This is a genomic window from Promicromonospora sp. NPDC057488 (assembly GCF_042802395.1).
Classification (GTDB): Bacteria; Actinomycetota; Actinomycetes; order Actinomycetales; family Cellulomonadaceae; genus Promicromonospora.
The window spans coordinates 1-16,483 of the sequence record NZ_JBHVEG010000056.1 but is presented as its reverse complement, the minus strand read 5'-3'; the positions used below and the strand labels follow the sequence as shown (position 1 = coordinate 16,483).

At 71.7% G+C, this 16,483-nt stretch carries 14 protein-coding genes; 6 read left to right on the top strand and 8 right to left on the bottom strand.

Annotation, left to right across the window (positions count from 1 at the left end; translation table 11 throughout):
* Nucleotides 1-41: 41 nt before the first annotated feature.
* The gene (locus ACFU5G_RS13680) at nucleotides 42-1,016 is read right to left on the bottom strand and encodes an LCP family protein (RefSeq protein ID WP_377245158.1); all 975 of its coding nucleotides are present in this window, start codon (nucleotides 1,014-1,016) and stop codon (nucleotides 42-44) included.
* Between the two features lie 352 nt (nucleotides 1,017-1,368).
* On the opposite strand from ACFU5G_RS13680, the gene rfbA reads away from it, so the two are divergent.
* Entirely contained in the window at nucleotides 1,369-2,235 is an 867-nt protein-coding gene (gene rfbA, locus ACFU5G_RS13675) for a glucose-1-phosphate thymidylyltransferase RfbA (RefSeq protein ID WP_377245155.1), read from the top strand.
* 87 nt (nucleotides 2,236-2,322) lie between these two features.
* Here rfbA and rfbD read toward each other — a convergent pair whose 3' ends face one another.
* On the bottom strand, nucleotides 2,323-3,192 hold the full coding sequence (gene rfbD, locus ACFU5G_RS13670) for a dTDP-4-dehydrorhamnose reductase (RefSeq protein WP_377245153.1): 870 nt from the start codon (nucleotides 3,190-3,192) through the stop codon (nucleotides 2,323-2,325).
* A gap of 54 nt (nucleotides 3,193-3,246) precedes the next feature.
* Between rfbD and ACFU5G_RS13665 the strand changes: the two genes are divergently transcribed.
* Nucleotides 3,247-3,861: a dTDP-4-dehydrorhamnose 3,5-epimerase family protein gene (locus ACFU5G_RS13665; protein WP_377245150.1), complete on the top strand. Its 615-nt coding sequence runs from the start codon at nucleotides 3,247-3,249 to the stop codon at nucleotides 3,859-3,861.
* An 11-nt stretch (nucleotides 3,862-3,872) separates the two neighbouring features.
* On the opposite strand, the gene ACFU5G_RS13660 is transcribed toward ACFU5G_RS13665, so the two are convergent.
* The 3 genes from ACFU5G_RS13660 to ACFU5G_RS13650 form a co-directional block, all read right to left on the bottom strand.
* The gene (locus ACFU5G_RS13660) at nucleotides 3,873-4,805 is read right to left on the bottom strand and encodes a hypothetical protein (RefSeq protein ID WP_377245147.1); all 933 of its coding nucleotides are present in this window, start codon (nucleotides 4,803-4,805) and stop codon (nucleotides 3,873-3,875) included.
* A gap of 77 nt (nucleotides 4,806-4,882) precedes the next feature.
* Complete coding sequence (locus tag ACFU5G_RS13655; protein WP_377245144.1) at nucleotides 4,883-5,440, bottom strand: hypothetical protein; 558 nt, start codon at nucleotides 5,438-5,440, stop codon at nucleotides 4,883-4,885.
* A gap of 20 nt (nucleotides 5,441-5,460) precedes the next feature.
* Nucleotides 5,461-8,034, bottom strand: a complete 2,574-nt coding sequence (locus ACFU5G_RS13650) for a WXG100 family type VII secretion target (protein WP_377245141.1) — start codon at nucleotides 8,032-8,034, stop codon at nucleotides 5,461-5,463.
* Nucleotides 8,035-8,236: 202 nt separating this feature from the next.
* On the opposite strand from ACFU5G_RS13650, the gene ACFU5G_RS13645 reads away from it, so the two are divergent.
* Both ACFU5G_RS13645 and ACFU5G_RS13640 read left to right on the top strand, forming a co-directional pair.
* Nucleotides 8,237-9,322: a DUF6177 family protein gene (locus ACFU5G_RS13645; protein ID WP_377245138.1), complete on the top strand. Its 1,086-nt coding sequence runs from the start codon at nucleotides 8,237-8,239 to the stop codon at nucleotides 9,320-9,322.
* A 41-nt stretch (nucleotides 9,323-9,363) separates the two neighbouring features.
* Nucleotides 9,364-9,759 (top strand): hypothetical protein, encoded by a 396-nt coding sequence (locus ACFU5G_RS13640; RefSeq protein WP_377245136.1) that lies wholly within the window; start codon nucleotides 9,364-9,366, stop codon nucleotides 9,757-9,759.
* Nucleotides 9,760-9,787: 28 nt separating this feature from the next.
* Here ACFU5G_RS13640 and rfbB read toward each other — a convergent pair whose 3' ends face one another.
* The gene (gene rfbB, locus ACFU5G_RS13635; RefSeq protein ID WP_377245133.1) at nucleotides 9,788-10,783 is read right to left on the bottom strand and encodes a dTDP-glucose 4,6-dehydratase; all 996 of its coding nucleotides are present in this window, start codon (nucleotides 10,781-10,783) and stop codon (nucleotides 9,788-9,790) included.
* Between the two features lie 3 nt (nucleotides 10,784-10,786).
* Nucleotides 10,787-11,953: a nucleotide sugar dehydrogenase gene (locus ACFU5G_RS13630; protein ID WP_377245130.1), complete on the bottom strand. Its 1,167-nt coding sequence runs from the start codon at nucleotides 11,951-11,953 to the stop codon at nucleotides 10,787-10,789.
* Between the two features lie 155 nt (nucleotides 11,954-12,108).
* Between ACFU5G_RS13630 and ACFU5G_RS13625 the strand changes: the two genes are divergently transcribed.
* On the top strand, nucleotides 12,109-12,909 hold the full coding sequence (locus tag ACFU5G_RS13625) for a siderophore-interacting protein (RefSeq protein ID WP_377245127.1): 801 nt from the start codon (nucleotides 12,109-12,111) through the stop codon (nucleotides 12,907-12,909).
* Nucleotides 12,910-12,946: 37 nt separating this feature from the next.
* On the opposite strand, the gene ACFU5G_RS13620 is transcribed toward ACFU5G_RS13625, so the two are convergent.
* Nucleotides 12,947-13,486 (bottom strand): DUF402 domain-containing protein, encoded by a 540-nt coding sequence (locus ACFU5G_RS13620; protein ID WP_377245124.1) that lies wholly within the window; start codon nucleotides 13,484-13,486, stop codon nucleotides 12,947-12,949.
* Between the two features lie 217 nt (nucleotides 13,487-13,703).
* On the opposite strand from ACFU5G_RS13620, the gene ACFU5G_RS13615 reads away from it, so the two are divergent.
* Nucleotides 13,704-16,430 carry a glycosyltransferase gene (locus ACFU5G_RS13615; RefSeq protein WP_377245121.1) on the top strand — a complete coding sequence of 909 codons (2,727 nt, stop codon included), beginning with the start codon at nucleotides 13,704-13,706 and terminating at the stop codon, nucleotides 16,428-16,430.
* The last annotated feature ends 53 nt before the right edge of the window (nucleotides 16,431-16,483 follow it).

Below are 16,483 nucleotides of genomic sequence, written 5' to 3'. Positions count from 1 at the left end.
TTCCGGACCGGAAGTTCCGTGCCGAACGGCGACCAGCAGGCCTACTCCACGACGTCCGGCAGCATGTCGATCCCGCCCGGCGACTCAGCCAGGTAGTCCGGCAGGTCGTCCTTCGCCACGGCCTGCATGAGCGGGTCGAGCGCTTCGCGGTCGAGCAGCACGATCGACTGCCCGTCGGCGCTGCGCCCGGTCCCCGCGTAGGGCGCGGTCATGAAGGTGATGTCGCCGGTGGAGAGGTCCTTGGCGCTGACGGCCAGCTCCAGCATCCGGTCGATCGTCAGGTCCTCGTCGACGGCGACCGCCTTGACGGCGGCCTCCAGGAACCGGGACATCTTCAGCAGGTCGCTCTTGTCCTGGGTGGCCTTGGTCGCGATCGCCCGCATCCAGGCCTGCTGCCGCTGCACGCGACCGAAGTCGCCGTTCGCCAGCGCGTACCGCTCGCGCGTGAACTCCAGCGCCTCCTTGCCCGACATCTCCTGCTCGACGGACCCGCCGGCGCCGTCGGGCACCTTGATCTCGACGCCGCCGAGGGTGTCGGTGAGCGTCGTGAACGACTCGAAGTCGCTCACCGCGAAGTGGTCGATCCGCACGCCGGTGAGCTGCTCGACCGTCTGGATCATCAGTGCCGGGCCGCCGTAGGAGAACGCGGCGTTGATCTTGCCCTCGCCGACGCCGGGGATGTCGACCCAGGAGTCGCGCGGGATCGAGATGGCGGCGGCCGACTTCCGGTCGGCGGACAGGTGGAGCAGCAGGATCGCGTCCGTGCGCTGCGCCCCGACCTCCCAGTCGGACGGGTTCCCCGCCGAGATCCGGCTGTCGGAACCGAGGGCCAGGATGTTCACGGGCGCCGTGGTGCCCTCCAGCGGCGCCGGCTCGGGCCGGGACGCGTCGTCGATACCGGCGAACGGGTCGTCGATGCGCTCGATCTTCTCGTCGAGCGCGATCCGGTAGCCGTAGTAGGCCATGGCCCCGCTCCCGCCGACCAGCACCAGCGCGCCGATGACGATCGCCGCCACGAACCCCTTGCTCCGCCGACGACGGCGGGTGGGTTGCGACTCGGGTTCGGCGGGATTCGGCGCGGTGAGCAGGTCACCGACTCCTTCAGGTCCATGCATAGGCAATTGAGTACCGCTCGGGCGGCATCCGACGCATCACCCTCTGCAGGAGATCACCCGTGATTCACCCCTTCCCCGACGTGCACGTCAGCCGTTCATCCGGCATCTCATCCGGCATCAAATTTCAACCGGGTGAATCTTTCCGGGGAGATTTCCTGATGAGAGATGGACACCGGTGGAAGTCCGGAAGAACTCGCTCGTCGCGAGCGTCTTCAACGGCCCGGCCCGCCCGGGGCGTGGGAGGATCCGCCTCATGCGCGGAATCATTCTCGCCGGCGGTTCGGGCACTCGCCTGCACCCGATCACCCAGGGCATCAGCAAGCAGCTCGTCCCGGTCTACGACAAGCCGATGATCTACTACCCGCTCTCCACGCTGATCCTGGCCGGGATCAGCGACATCCTGGTCATCACGACCCCGCACGACGCCGACCAGTTCCAGCGTCTCCTCGGCGACGGCTCCCAGTTCGGCATCTCGATCACCTACACGACGCAGCCGTCGCCCGACGGGCTCGCCCAGGCGTTCGTGCTCGGCGAGGAGTTCCTCGGCAACGAGTCCGCGGCCCTCGTGCTGGGCGACAACATCTTCTACGGCCCCGGCCTGGGCCATCAGCTCATGCGGTTCGCCGACCTCGACGGCGGCGCCGTCTTCGCCTACCGCGTCGCCGACCCCACCGCCTACGGCGTGGTCGAGTTCGACGACGACGGCAAGGCGCTCTCGCTGGAGGAGAAGCCCGCTCGGCCGAGGTCCAGCTACGCGGTGCCCGGCCTGTACTTCTACGACAACGACGTCGTCGAGATCGCCAAGGGGCTCAAGCCCTCGGCGCGTGGCGAGTACGAGATCACCGACGTCAACGCCGAGTACCTGCGCCAGGGCCGGCTCCAGGTCGAAGTGCTTCCCCGCGGCACGGCCTGGCTCGACACCGGCACCTTCGACTCGCTGCTGGAGGCCTCGGACTACGTCCGCACCATCGAGCGGCGGCAGGGCCTGAAGATCGGTGCCCCCGAGGAGGTCGCCTGGCGGCGCGGCTTCCTGTCCGACGACGACCTGCGCACCCGGGCGGAGAAGCTCACGAAGTCGGGCTACGGCACCTATCTCCTGGGCCTGCTGGAGCAGCAATGACCCGGTAGGCGCGAAGCCCGGCTCACCAACCGTCCGGATGGCTGCCGGGCTCACTTCCTGGCGCTCCTGCCCCAAGCGAGAGCGACACTAAGCCCCCAGCACCACCGGCGCCGCCGCCTTCCAGCGGTCGGCCCAGTCGCCGATCGGCTCCACGCCCGCCGCTCGTAGCCGGTCGTGGCCGAGCACCGAGTACGTCGGCCGGGGCGCCGGCGCCTGGTAGGCGGCGCTCGTCGTCGGGTCCACCGGTGTCGTCAGCCCGGCGGCCGCGACCACCTCACGGGCGAACCCGTGCCACGTCACCTGGCCCGACGACGTGCCGTGGTACAGCCCGCCGGGCGCGCCCGCGGCCAGGAGGCGCACGACGAGGTCGGCCAGGTCGGCGGTCCAGGTGGGCTGCCCGGTCTGGTCGTCCACGACGGTGAGCCGCTCCCGCTCCCCCGCCACGCGCGCGATGGTCTTCGGGAAGCACCTGCCGCCCGCGCCGTAGAGCCAGGCGGTGCGCACCACGAGGGCGTCCGGTGCGAGCGCGCGCACCGCCCACTCGCCGGCGGCCTTCGTGCGCCCGTAGGCCGAACGCGGGTCCACCGGCGCGTCCTCGGCGTACGGCTGGGTCGCGACGCCGTCGAACACGTAGTCCGTGGACACGTGGACCAGACGCGCGCCCGACGCCGCGGCGGCGCGCGCGAGGTGCGCGGGCCCCGTCGCGTTGGCGGCGAAAGCCTCGGGCTCGTGCGCCTCGGCGTCGTCGACGGCGGTCCAGCCCGCGCAGTTGACGACGACGTCGTGGCCGGCCACGGCGTCGAGCACCGCCGAGGCGGAGGTGATGTCGACGTCGGACCGGCGCAGCGCGGTCACGCGGTGTCCCGCGGCCTCCGCCGCGGCCACCATGTCCTGGCCGAGCATGCCTGCCGCACCGAAGACCACCCAGCCCTGCTTCGTGCTCTGTCCGCTGGTCACCCTAGGATCCTAACCAGGGTCGCAGGGCCACCGACGAACCACGCGAGGAGCCTCATGGAGTACCGCGAGCTGGCAGTGCCCGGCGCGTTCGAGATCACCCCGAAGCAGCACGGGGACCCCCGCGGGCTCTTCCTGGAGGCCTTCAAGGCGGGCCCGTTCGCCGACGCCGTCGGGCACTCGTTCGACCTCCAGCAGGCCAACTGCTCGGTCTCCGCCGCCGGGGTGCTCCGCGGCGTCCACTTCGCCGACGTGCCGCCCAGCCAGGCCAAGTACGTCATGTGCGTGAGCGGCGCGGTGCTCGACGTCGTCGTGGACATCCGGGTGGGTTCGCCCACCTTCGGCACCTGGGACGCCGTGCTCCTGGACGACGTCGACCGCCGTGCGATCTACCTGTCCGAGGGCCTGGGCCACGCGTTCATGTCCCTGGAGGACGGCTCGACGGTCCTGTACCTGTGCTCGAGCGGCTACGCGCCCGGCCGCGAGCACGGCATCCACCCCCTCGACCCCGCGCTCGGCATCGAGTGGCCCACGAGTGCCCGTGACGGCAGCCCCCTGACCCCGCTCCTCTCGGAGAAGGACCAGGCGGCGCCGACCCTGGCCGAGGCGAAGGAACAGGGGCTGCTACCGACGGCGGAGGCGGTGCGCGACTACGTGGCGACCCTCGCCTGAGCGACCGTCGGTCACCGACCGCTTCGGACCACCTGGGCCCATGAAGTGGGGGCCTCCTGGAGGGTCTCCTGATCGGCCAGAGCGTCGGGCGCGACAGCCGCCTCGTACAGGCCGGCGTCGATCTTGGTCAGGCCGAGCCCCTCGGCCAGGACCGCGACGTGCCCCGTGTAGGACACCCACAGTCCCGGCCCCTGCTGCGTCCTGACGATGTCGACGGCGCGCACCGGCAGGCCCTGCACCGTTCCGCGCATCACCATCTCGAACAGGTCGTCGAGCTCGCCCATCGCCACGACCCGGCGATACCGCCCCAGGCGCGTGACCTCGAACCCGTCGGCGGGTTCGCTCGTGCACAGCGCGACCCCAGCGCCCGGCAGCACGTCGGCCGCATAGTTCTTGCCCTCGAAGACGGCGATCGGCCCGACCAGCGGCGACGGCTTCGGGGACACCTGCGGGGCCGGCAGCGGCTCGCTGCCGGGCGCGGCCTCCCACCCCGTCGCGACGTCGACGTACGTCGCGACGTGCGTCCGGCTGCCGTCCGGATCGTGCCGGTGCAGCTCCGCACCGGCGGGGATCCGCGAGTGCCGCAGCCAGTACACCGGCACCGCGTGCCCGGGCCACGGGGCGAAGCCCGTACCGGTGAACGGCGGGTGCTCGACGAACGGCCCACCCGTGCGCTCCGCCCCCGGCTTGTCGTTGCCGCCGACGGCGTTCTCCGCACGCAGCTGGGGCGTCATCTCGAACCACAGCGTGTGCACCGGCTCGTCCGGCGAGTGCGGCGTGCCCGGGTACCCGAGCCCGTGCGCCTGGTACAGCTCAGCGGGGGTGCCCGCCTCGACGGCGTCGGCCGCGCGCAGCACGTACCCGCCCACCCGGTCGAACCCGTCGGTCAGGTAGGCGCGCGCCTGCTGCGGGGTGACAGCCTTCTGCATGAATGTGCCGGTCACTGCTGCTCCGAGCTCCCGCTGACGCGGGTCGTGATCGAGGTGGTCAGGCCCACCAGAGCGGGCCGACGGCGGTCGGGTCAGGCGAGCGGATCGATCTCGATCCGACCCCACGGGCCCCACTGGGCCTCGGGGCGCCACAGCAGCTTCTCCCGGGGCAGCGTCGGCCGCCGCCAGGGCTCGCCGTTGTCCTCCTCGCCCATCCAACGTGTGGTCATCGGGCGCACATTGGACTCGATCGGCCCGTCGATCTCTGCCCACTCCCACACGTCCGTGAGGCGATCGATATCCACCTCACCAATGCATTCGTATCCCTTGCCGCGGTCGCCGACGATCACCAGATCAGGGTGCAGAGGAGTCGATCCTTCGGGGGCGCCCTTGGGCCAAGCGGCTTCCACACCGGCCGTTCGCGCATCCACGTCCAGGCTCCTCACCTTGACATCCACGCCGTCCAGACTCGCCCAGGTCTGCACCGCGAAAAGGCGCGATATGGTGCCGCTCGACCGTGAAACCCGAGCCCCGGTCACGCCCACGACATCTTCATACGTCCATGCCGTCGGCGGCTTTCCATGCACCTTTTCGTAAAGCACGACGTAGTCAAGATCGATTCGGACGTGATACGTCACGCTGTCGACCACTGCGTAGGAACCCGCTCGGATCACAACAACACCCACTTTAGCTTCTTGTTGGTTTCTACGAGGTGGGCCACTGCTTTCCTGGTCCCGTCAGGTGTGATCCTCCACAGCTCAGCCCCCTCGTTCAGTTCGGGCCGTTCCAGCATCTGGAGCTCGGGTAGGAAATTGTCTCCGTAGCCCGTGAATCCCATGCCTCCGTGACCCGCATAACCGCTGCCATGATAGGGGTTCTCGGTATTCGACGGTGTCGCGCTACTAACAGCATCGACCATTCGTTTGAGCGTTCCCTTGTCGGCGACCTGACCCGTGTAGTCCGCATGCACGTACTTCTTGAGCTCCGCCTCCCATGCGGCCCGGTCCCCCTTGAGCGCCTGCAGATCGTCGTAATGATTCAGCATGCTCCTGGCGACATAGTCCGACTGCGTGATCGATGCCGTACCGCCGGGCCCGTGCGTCACCCCGCCGTCGGGAACCATGTCCCCGGCCTGGAACTCCAGCGCGAACATCGCGCCACCATCGGCGTCGAACGGTGTGCCCGAGTACCCCAGGCCGAGGTAGTTGTAGATGTCCTTGGTCGCCATCTGGAACGTGTCGACCGCGCGGGCCACGAACCCGCCGACGCTGGTCGGCTTGTACGACGAGGCCTCCGTGTCGCGGAGCAGGTCGAGGTTCTCCTCCCGCAGCTGCCGCAACTTCGCCACCTGAGCGGGATCGGAACTGTCGACGGTCTTGGCCAGGTCGTCAAAGACGCGGACCGCCACATCGGGGTTGACGATCTTCTGCAGCACGGTGTCCGGGGTGACCGGCGCCAGCTCGTCCCGCACCTTCAACAGCGTCTCCAGCTCGCCCCGGTCCAGGTCGACCAGGTCCTTGTTCACCATCTCGGTGAACGAGCTCCGCGTCAGCGGCGGGTCCTGGCCGGCCAGAACCTCGTCGAGCTGCAGGGCGAACCGCCCGGGAAGCTGGTCCGCCATGCGATGGCCGACGTTCGTCTTCGGAACCTGGCTGCTGCCCGGCACGGTGGGGTCGTCGTCCGGACCGGTGAGATCGCTCGGTCCGTCACCCGGACCACCGCCGTCACCTGCCCCGCCCCCAGTGCTGCCGTAGCCGCCGTCGCCAGACCCGCCGGACCCGCCATGCCCGGGCCCGCCCCCGCCGTGCTGCGGCCCCACGTCGGGCTGCCCGCCGTGTTCCAGCACCGTGTCGGCCTGCGCGCCGACGCCGGCCAGCACCCGCTCGTCGACGCGCTGGGCCGCGCTCAAGGCCGCGTCGGCCAGCACCGGCTCACGGAACACGGCGCCACCCGGACCCGGCCCGGGGTTGTCGGCCTTGACCCCCGGGTTCTCGAGAACAGGCTCCGCCGCCCGGGCCGGAGCCGGGTTGTGCTCGCCGCCGCCGGGTCGCGTCGCACCCGCGATACCCGCACCGTCGGGGGCGTCAACGGCACCGACCGGGGAGAGATCCACCTCCGGCAGGTCGACGTCCACCCCGCGCCCGAGGCCGGCCATGACCTCACGCAGGCTCGCCGTCGCCTTGGCGCCGGATGCGACCCACTCGAGCGGGTCCAGCACCCGGTTGACGACGTTCACGGCCTGCGCGACCTTCAGCGCCCCGCCGAGCTTGCCCGCCGTCCCGACCTTGGTCGCCACACCCGCGCCTCCCGAGGCCACCAGCAATCCGATGTTGCCCAGCGTCGTGCCTACCGCACGCGCCGGGTCCTCCTCCCACATGTCCCATGCGATGAGGCCCTTCCCCACCTCCGTCCACGTGGAACCGAAGACCGCCCAGGACTGCTCACCGGTCTCGGCGTCATGACCGACCAGGAGACCCAGCCCGTTCACCGCCTGCTCACGGGTCTCGGCCGAGTAGTCGCCCGTCTCCAGGTCCCAGCCGGTGAAGGCGACCAGTCCCTCCACGCTGGCGAACAGCACGTCATCGACGAACCCGTCCCAGACGGCCCGCTTGACCTGTATCGCCGCGGACTTCGGGCAGTGGTCCTGCCGGGCCACCGACTCGCCCCACGGCATCGGGGTGTCCAGGGGGATGTACGACGTCCCGTACGCCTGGGGGTCGTTCTCGGCCCCGGTCGAGACGTGCAGCGGGGCGATGCAGTCGATCGCGCGGATCTGGTTGACACAGCGCCGCTCCGCGTCCTGCAGGGCGACCATGGACGCGTTCGCGGCGCCCAGCAGCCGGTTGTTCTCGTGGATGAGGTCCTGGTCGAACTCCCACTCCAGGTTCCCGGCGATCTTCGTGCGGAACACCGTCGCGTCCGCCCGCACCCGGTCGAACCCGGCCTTCACCTCGCGCAGGTCGGTCGCGAACGAGGCCAGCGCGGCGGCGAGCCGCTCCAGGCCATCCGCGTAGTCGGCAGCCGTGCGCTCGACCGGGTCCATCGCGGCCAGCAGCTGCGCCGACTCCGGCGCCTCGTAGTGCGCCCCCAGGCCCCGCCACGTCCGGGGAAGCTCGGCCCCGGCGTCCCGGATCCTGCCCGCATCCGCCCGGAGGTCGGCCGCCGCCTGCTCCACCGCCTCCGGATCGAGCGCCACCGCGTCCGGACCTCCCGGAATGGCGTCCGGATCGATCGCGGCCGTCACGTGTGCCTCGGCCCCGACGGCGTGCGGGACCCCGTCCCGAGCTTCATGGCCACTCCCCCTCGCCGGAGCGGGCCCCCTGCGAGCCAACCCCTTCACCTGCGACCCAACCAGACATTTGCGTCCGCGTCCACGAAGACTCACGCAGCGAGCAGACCCACGATTCGTCCAGAACCGCGGGACAAACCATGGCAAGATTCCGACGATGGTTCTGCCCCCGGCACTCGACTTCCACTCCGAGCTCGCGTTGCACGACGAGTCCCGCGCCTCGGTCGTCGGGCTCTCCGCGGCGCGCTCCGACCTGATCCGCCGCGCGGTGGAGAGCGACCGGCGCTACCTGCTGGTCACGGACGAGCGGTCGGTCCTCACCCCGGCCATGCACGACGCCCTGCTCGGCAGCGGCGGGGTCTGGGTGGTCCGCGAGGGCGACGGCCACGGCCCCAAGCGGGACGCCGTCACCGGCCGGCGCGTGGCCGACCTGACCGACGCCCTGACCGGAGCCGGCCGGACGGACGTCGGCAACACCTCCACGACCTTCCTGCGCCAGGTGCCCGACGGCGACACCCTGCCGGCCTGGGCGATCGACGACGTCCGCCGGCTCGTGGACGCGCCGTCGACCCAGCAGGTCAGCATCTCGCTGGCGGTCCGCCACGCCGCCCGCCGTACCACCGTCATCGGCCGCAGCGTCGAGCTGCTGCTCGACACGCTGACCGGGCGGGCGCCGTCGTCCTGGGGCGTCGTCGAGCCGGCGCTCGTACCGTGGGACCGCGACGAGCTGACCCGCTTCGCCCGCGAGCGGGCGCCGGAGGACAGCCGCTTCGTCGTCGTGGCCGACGGCGCGGTCGGGACCGTCACCGTGCGCCGCACCGCCGACGGTCTCGAGGAGACCACCCAGCTCACGCTCGACGCCGGCACCCCCGGTTCCGACGCCGCACGCACCGTGCTCGACGGCGTCCCGGCGGCGTTCACCAGGGTGGCACAGGACGTCATGCCGCTGTTCGGGCTCGCGCTGACCCGCGTCGGACGAGCCGACCTCAACCGGCCGCCGATCGTCGAAGCGCCCGCGGTGCCGCTGACGATGCTCGTCGGGCCGCCCGGCGTCCGCTCGCTGAGCCTCGACCTGGCCGACGCCGCGCACCGGATCGACGGCGTGCAGGTCGGTCGTCGCCGGCTCCCCGGTCTCCTGCTGCCGCTCGACACCGGCGAGCACCCCGGCTGGGACCGGCTCACGGAGGTCGTCCGGTGGATCGGGCCCGATCGGGTCCGGGAAGCGCTGGGCGATCGGGACTGATCGTCGGACGTCCGCACCCACCCCACAGACCGGAGGCCACCGTGTCCCGCGAGATCACGATCCTCGCCCCACGCACCGTCACCGACCTCGAGCTGGTCGAGTCGGCGTACGGCGTCGACCCCGAGCTCGGCCTGCGCCGGGTGAACCCGGGCGCGATGATCCAGTTCCTGCGCGACGACAAGGACGTCGTCCTCACCGTGCTGCAGCCCTCGTACCTGCGGGCGCCCGACGAGATCGACCGGATGCTGCCCGGCGCCGACGTCGCCGCCGCGGTCCGGGAGGCCGCCCGGCGGGCCACGGCGGACCCGGCCGCCGCCCAGCCCGTGTGGATCGAGGCGCTGGCGCCGTGGGACGAGCACGGTGAGACCGGTGCGCGGATCTGCCGCGCCGTCGCCGCGGCCGTCGGCGGCACCTGCGTGGTCCAGGACGGCCGATGAGCCGGCCACGGCGGTGTTCCGCGCCCGGTTACTGACCCGACGCCGCGTACTTCGCCTCCGTGGCGGCCTTCGCTCCGCGCCACCAGGCTTCGTGCTCCCGGTACCACTCGACGGTCGCCGCCAGCCCCTCCCGGAAGTTGGTGTACCGCGGCGCCCACCCCAGCTCGGTGCGCAGCCGGCTCGCGTCGATCGCGTACCGCAGGTCGTGTCCCGGCCGGTCGGTCACGTGGTCGTAGTCGTCGGCGTCGCGCCCGAAGATCTCCAGCAGGGTGCGCACCACGTCGAGGTTGCTGGTCTCGCCGTCGGCCCCGATCAGGTACGTCTCGCCGACGACACCCTTCTCGATGATGGCCCAGACCGCACTGTTGTGGTCCTCGACGTGGATCCAGTCGCGCACGTTGAGGCCGGCGCCGTACAGGCGGGGGCGCACGCCGTCGATCAGGTTGGTGACCTGCCGCGGGATGAACTTCTCGATGTGCTGGTACGGGCCGTAGTTGTTGGAGCAGTTCGAGATGGTCGCCTGCACGCCGAAGGACCGGACCCAGGCCCGGACCAGCAGGTCCGAGCCCGCCTTGGTCGAGGAGTACGGCGACGACGGGTTGTACGGGGTGTCCGGCGTGAACCGCTCCGGGGTGTCCAGCGGAAGGTCGCCGTACACCTCGTCGGTCGAGATGTGGTGGAACCGCACCCCGTGCCTGCGCACCGCCTCCAGCAGCGTGAACGTGCCCACCAGGTTGGTCTGCACGAACGGCGACGGGTCGTTCAGCGAGTTGTCGTTGTGCGACTCGGCGGCGAAGTGGACCACCAGGTCCGACTCCCCCACGAGGCGGTCCACGAGCGGCGCGTCGGTGATCGAGCCCTCGACCAGCTCCACCTGGTCCGCGACCGGGTCGAGCGACGTGCGGTCACCCGCGTAGGTGAGGGCGTCGAGCACGGTGACCCGTGCGTCGGGGCGCTCGCGCACCGTCTGGTGCACGAAGTTGGCGCCGATGAAGCCGGCGCCGCCGGTGACCAGCACGCGCATCGCTCAGTCCCGTCCGTAGATGTCGCGGGTGTAGACCTTGTCGGCCACGTCGTCGAGGGCCTCGGTGCGCCGGTTGGCGACGATGACGTCGGCGCGTGCCTTGAACGCGTCCAGGTCGGCGACGACCTCCGAGTTGTAGAACTCGTCGTCCTCGAGGCTGGGCTCGTACACGATGACCTCGATGCCCTTGGCCTTGATCCGCTTCATGATGCCCTGGATCGAGGAGGCCCGGAAGTTGTCCGACCCGGACTTCATGACCAGCCGGTACACGCCCACGGTCTTGGGCTCGCGGCGCAGGATGTCCGCGGCGACGAAGTCCTTGCGCGTGGTGTTGGCCTCGACGACCGCGTGGATCAGGTTCTGCGGCACGTCGGCGTAGTTGGCCAGGAGCTGCTTGGTGTCCTTCGGCAGGCAGTACCCGCCGTACCCGAAGGACGGGTTGTTGTAGTGGGTACCGATGCGCGGGTCGAGGCCCACGCCCTCGATGATCTGCGCCGTGTCCAGGCCGTGGGTCGCCGCATACGTGTCGAGCTCGTTGAAGTAGGCCACCCGCAGCGCGAGGTAGGTGTTGGCGAACAGCTTGATCGCCTCCGCCTCGGTCGGGTCCGTCAGCAGGACGGGGACGTCCTTCGTCAGGGCGCCCTCCAGGAGCAGGTCCGCGAACTGCTTGCCCCGCGGGCCGCGGTCGCCGACCACGATGCGTGAGGGGTGCAGGTTGTCGTACAGCGCCCGGCCCTCGCGCAGGAACTCCGGCGAGAAGACGATCGCCGCACCGGGGTGCTCCTCGCGCATGCGCTGGGTGAACCCGACGGGGATCGTCGACTTGATGACGATCGTCGCCTCCGGCGCTGCGACCAGGACGTCCGCGATCACCGTCTCCACGGAGGAGGTGTCGAAGAAGTTGGACTCCTCGTCGTAGTTCGTCGGGGTCGCGATGACCACCACTCCGGCGCCCGCGTACGCGGCGTCCTTGTCGAGGGTCGCGGTCAGGTTCAGGTCGACCTCGGCCAGGTACTGCTCCAGCTCCGCGTCCACGATCGGCGACCTGCGGTCGTTGACCAGCGCGACCTTGGCCGGGTCCACGTCCAGCGTGGACACCTCGTGATGCTGCGCGAGCAGCACCGCGTTCGACAGCCCGACATACCCCGTACCGACAACAGCGATCTTCACGACGATGCTCCTGACAGGAAGACTTGGACGACGCGCCCATGGTAGGCGCGCGGCAGGCTCCCGCTCATCGGCCCCAGGGCCGATGTCCCGCGCTTCGCCCAGTGACGCACGCCACACCGGCGTGCGAGCGCCTGCGAGGTTAGGCTTGCCTCACCATGTCTGAGAACACCGCCGCATCCCCCGCAAGGCCCCGCAAGGGCGTCCGCACCACGGCGACCGTGACCGCGGTCCGGCAGCTCACGCCGCACATGATCCGGGTGACGATCGGCGGTGAGGCACTGGCCGCCACCGACCCCACGCCGTTCCCCGACCGCTACGTGAAGCTGGTCATGGCGGAGCCCACCGAGCCCGAGGGCCGCCCCGTGCTGCGCACCTACACGATCCGCGCGGTGACCGAGGCCGGCTGGGACATCGACGTCGTCACGCACGGCGACGTGGGTCACGGCGGCCCGTGGGCGCAGCGGGTCCGGGCGGGCGACGAGGTCTCGTTCGTGGGCCCGGGCGGCGACTACGCGCCGTCCCCGGACGCCCCGTGGCACCTCCTGGCGGGCGACGAGTCCGCCCTCCCGGCCATCGCGGCCGCGTGCGAGGCCATGCCCGAGGGTGCCGTGGCGCACGTCTTCGTCGAGGTCTCGGACCCGTCGGAGGAGCAGCCGATCACGAGCGCCGCGAACCTCCACCTCACCTGGATCCACCGGTCCGCGGGGGCGAACCTGGTCGACGTCGTGCAGGCCGCCGAGCTGCCGGACGGTGCGCCGCACACGTTCCTGCACGGCGAGGCCGGCTGCGTGCGCGACCTGCGCCGCTGGGCCCGCGCGGCGCTGGGCGTGCCGCGCGAGCTGCTCTCGGCCTCGGGCTACTGGCGCCGCGGCCGGGACGACGAGCACTGGCGCGCGGAGAAGCCCGAGTGGCGCGCCGCCGTGGAGCAGGACGACCTGGTGCTCAGCACGCACTGAGCCCGCCGCACCAGGGCGTGCCGGCGCTCACCACGTCCTACAGCGCGTCGAGCACCGCGAACCAGCGGTCCGCCGTCGCGCCGTCGTACGGTGCCTCCCCGGCGCTCACCGCGGCGAGCAGGGCGTCGGCGTCCGCCCGTACCTGGGCCACGACCTCCGGCGGGTACCCGTACCGGACCGCGTGCTCGGCGAACTCGTCCTCGTCGTCGATGAAGAAGTCGCCACGCTCCCGCGCCCGCTCGCTGCCGGGCCGCAGCGCCAGCACGTCGAGGTCCATGTCGACGGCGGAGACCTCGAACGCCGGACGGCGGTGGTCCCCGCCGTCGGGCACCGCGCGCCACTCGGGCACCGTGGCGAGGTCGATGTAGAGCAGCACGCCCCGCGGGTTGCCGCGGTAGAGGTCGGCGACCCACCCGCCGTCGCCGAAGAGGACGACCCCGGGGTGGCGCGTCCGGTACTCCCGCCCGGGCCGGCTGAACCGGGTCCCGGTCGGGTAGCCGAGCCACACGCCGTGCTCGTCCTCGCCGAGGTACGCGGCGTCGAACCGCCAGTGCGGGGTGCCGTCCCACTTGCGCATCCGGCAGCCCACGAGGGTCCCCGGCCCGGTCGGCCGCGACGTCGGCTGAGACGCTGAAAAGCCCTGGTCAGCAGGTTGTTGCGCAGACATGTCCGGGAGCCTACCCAGTCGTCGTCGGGCCGTAACCGAAGGGCACTACGCTCTGGCCACCGTCGGCGCCCGCACGTGCCGGGACGACGGTTCCACCGCACAACCGTCGACCCCACGAGGAGTCTTCATGTCCCCTGCAAGCCGCCGTCTCGCCGCGTCCGGTGAGACTGCGCACCAGGTCCCGGCCGCCGACGAGATGATCACCGAGGCGCTGCTCGCCGCCACGGCCGAGACTCTGCACAACCCGCATCCGGACAGGCCGGACCCGTTACCGGACGCCCGGCCCCTGCCGGCCCCGGACCAGGAGTCCTGGGCCCTGGCCAAGGAGCCCAACCGGCTGCCGCGCGAGGTGTGGTCCGCCCCGGACCGCGCCGCGGACCGCCCGTTCCAGGAGCGCCCCGAGCCGCCGTCGGGCGATGCGGTGGTCACCGCCGCCCTGCGCCGCGGCCTGCCGGTCGACGAGTCCGTCACCACCTCGATCCGCGGGGCCCGCACCCTGGACACCAGCCAGTGGCGGTCGCTCTGCCACTCGCTCATGGCCTATCCCGAGACCCGGCGCGCCGGGGTCGCCGGCGCGGCCCTGATCGCCCAGCGCGTGGGGCTGCGCGAGCTCGCGTGGGACCTGCTGCGCCAGCTCGGGTCCGACGACGCCGCCCGCCTCGCCCCCGCGGAGTACCTGCGGGCCGGCATCGCCATGGCCGACCCCGACGTCGCCCGCACGGCGGCCACCTGGGTGCGCCACGGGTTCGTGTCCGACGCCGCGGTGCTGCTCGACCTCGCCCGGCTGCTGTTCATCGCCGACGAGTTCGCGCTGGCTGCCGAGGCCCTCGACGCCGCCCGCCACGCGACCGGGCTGACCGAGCAGGTCCAGGCGTCCGTGGACCACCTCGCGCCCTGGATCGAGAAGGCGCTGCGGCCCGCCGCCCCCGCGCGGGTCCCGACGGGGCACGTGTCGTTCGCCGTGCTCGACTACAAGGCGCCCGACGAGAACGTGTCCTCCAGCAACATCGGCGACACGGTGCAGACCATCGCGAGCCTGGGCCACCTGCTGCGCCACGAGGGCGTGCGCCTGCACGGCGACGACGCCGTCACCGAGCCCGTGCGGCGCCTCGCCGGCCGGGTGCGGCCCGAGCACGTGGTGCCCGGGCCGGGCGCCGACGTCGACCTGACCCTGGTGCAGCGCGACATGTCCCGGCTCGACGCCGTGCCGGAGAACACGTGGATGCTGGCGTTCGGCTGGTACATGCACAGCCAGTTCGACCTGCGGTTCGACTTCCCGTTCCACGAGAACCTGCAGCCGCTCTTCGTGTCGTTCCACATCAACAAGCACGCCATCCTGACGCCCACCGCGATCGACTACCTGCGGGCCCACGGGCCGATCGGCTGCCGCGACTGGACCACCGTGCACCTGCTGCTCAACGCGGGGGTCCCGGCGTTCTTCAGCGGCTGCCTCACCACGACCATCGACACGGTCTTCCCCGCGGGCCACACCCCCGCACCCGCCGGCGCCCCGGCCGTGTACGTGGACACGCCCGTGCCCGAGCACGACGCCGGCAGCGAGCTGGTCACGCACCTGCACCCGTCGGTGCGCAGCAACCCGTTCGCCCGGAACGTGCACGACGCCGTGGACCTGCTCGACTCCTACCGCAGCCGGTACTCGCGCGTGGTCACCTCGCGCCTGCACGCTTACCTGCCGTCCTGGTCGATCGGGGCGAACGTCGACTTCCGGCCCCGGAACGACGCCGACATCCGGTTCGCCGGCCTGCTCGACGCCGACGAGGCCGCCCGGCTGGCGATGCGGGAGAAGATCCGCGACCTCGTGGCGCCCGCCATGGGCCGCGTCCTCGCCGGCGCGTCCCGCGACGAGGTCTACGCGACCTGGGCCGCCACCGTGGCGCCCGAGGTGGAACGGGCACTGGTGGTGCACGCCGCGCCGGTCCCCGCGCCGTCGGGCACCTGCGACGTGGCCGGCATCGTGACCGGCGTGCGTGCCACGCGCACGGTGGTGGAGGCGACGGCGCCGCGGTCCGCGGCCGGCGAGCTCAACGTGGCCGTGGCCCTGGACGGCAACTTGCGCGCCCAGATGGAGGTGGTGGTCGCCGGGGTGGTGCGGCACACCGACCGGCCCGTGCGGGTCGTCGCGCTCACGCGCGACCACACCGCGGCGGACCACGCGCGGCTCGCCGCGCTGTTCCCCGAGGTCACGTTCGAGTGGTACGCCTGCGACGGCATCGACTACGGGGCCGTGCTCGGCATGCTCAAGCACATCACGGTCGCCACGATGGACCGGCTGCTGCTGCCCGAGCTGCTGCCGCACCTGGACCGCGTGCTCTACCACGACCTGGACGCGCTGACCGTGACGGACCTGGCGGAGCTGTACGACACCGACCTGGGCGGGGCGCCGCTGGCGGCCCGCCCGTCGATCTCGTACAACTACCGGCACGGCGTGGGCAACGTCATCCGGGCCACGCGGCTGCTCAAGCACGACCCGGCCGCCGCGCGGGACCTGGTGCGCGCCATGATGCAGCGGCACCGGCACGGCTACCAGGGCTTCAACGCCGGGATCCTGCTGCTCGACCTGGCGGTGCTGCGGGCCGACGGCTTCACGGCCGAGTTCGTGCCCTACGCCGAGCGGTACGGCCTCAACGACCAGGACGTGCTCAACGCGTACGCCGGGTCGCGGTACCGCGTCCTGGACCCGCGGTGGAACGCGTGGCCCACGCAGGAGGTCGTGTCGGAGCCGGCCCTGATCCACTGGGCGGGCCCGGTCAAGCCGTGGCACGAGGACCGGTACGTCCTGCTCAAGGAGCACTGGACCGCCGCGGAGTCCTGGCTGGCGGCCCGCCGAGGCTGAGGCAGCCGCCGTTCGCTGGTCGAGCTTGTCGAGACCTGGGTCTCGACAAGCTC

Excerpts from the sequence above, each read along its gene's own strand:
- rfbA (WP_377245155.1), top strand. The coding sequence starts at position 1,369 with ATGCGCGGAATCATTCTCGCCGGCGGTTCGGGCACTCGCCTGCACCCG.
- ACFU5G_RS13625 (WP_377245127.1), top strand. The coding sequence starts at position 12,109 with ATGTCTGAGAACACCGCCGCATCCCCCGCAAGGCCCCGCAAGGGCGTC.
- rfbB (WP_377245133.1), bottom strand. The coding sequence starts at position 10,783 with ATGCGCGTGCTGGTCACCGGCGGCGCCGGCTTCATCGGCGCCAACTTC.
- ACFU5G_RS13645 (WP_377245138.1), top strand. The coding sequence starts at position 8,237 with ATGGTTCTGCCCCCGGCACTCGACTTCCACTCCGAGCTCGCGTTGCAC.
- ACFU5G_RS13615 (WP_377245121.1), top strand. The coding sequence starts at position 13,704 with ATGTCCCCTGCAAGCCGCCGTCTCGCCGCGTCCGGTGAGACTGCGCAC.
- ACFU5G_RS13665 (WP_377245150.1), top strand. The coding sequence starts at position 3,247 with ATGGAGTACCGCGAGCTGGCAGTGCCCGGCGCGTTCGAGATCACCCCG.
- ACFU5G_RS13620 (WP_377245124.1), bottom strand. The coding sequence starts at position 13,486 with ATGCGCAAGTGGGACGGCACCCCGCACTGGCGGTTCGACGCCGCGTAC.